The organism is Mesorhizobium sp. GbtcB19, assembly GCF_019091085.1.
Taxonomy (GTDB): domain Bacteria; phylum Pseudomonadota; class Alphaproteobacteria; order Rhizobiales; family Rhizobiaceae; genus Mesorhizobium.
Window position 1 is genome coordinate 1 of sequence record NZ_JAGXJY010000614.1, and the last position, 231, is coordinate 231.

Consider the following 231-nt stretch of genomic DNA (forward strand, 5'->3'; position numbering starts at 1 on the left):
AAAATACATGGCAATGTCCTCCTACAGGAAGGGAGCCTGAGATGCCGATCCGGCGTGGACGCGGCGTCGCCGCGATCACCTATCCGACCGGCATGAACCTCGGCGGCGACCCTACACAGGCGCGGGTCCATTCGACGCCGTCCGGCAATTTCATGGTCACGCTCTCCTGCGTCGATCTCGGCCAGGGCATGATGCGAATCATGGGGCCGATCTGCGCGGGGACGATCGGGG

1 protein-coding gene is annotated in these 231 nt (G+C 64.1%); it reads left to right on the plus strand.

What is annotated here, in order from left to right:
• Positions 1–41 precede the first annotated feature (41 nt).
• A partial coding sequence (locus tag KVT37_RS33215; RefSeq protein WP_217579122.1) for a molybdopterin cofactor-binding domain-containing protein occupies positions 42–231 on the plus strand: 190 nt, incomplete at its 3' end.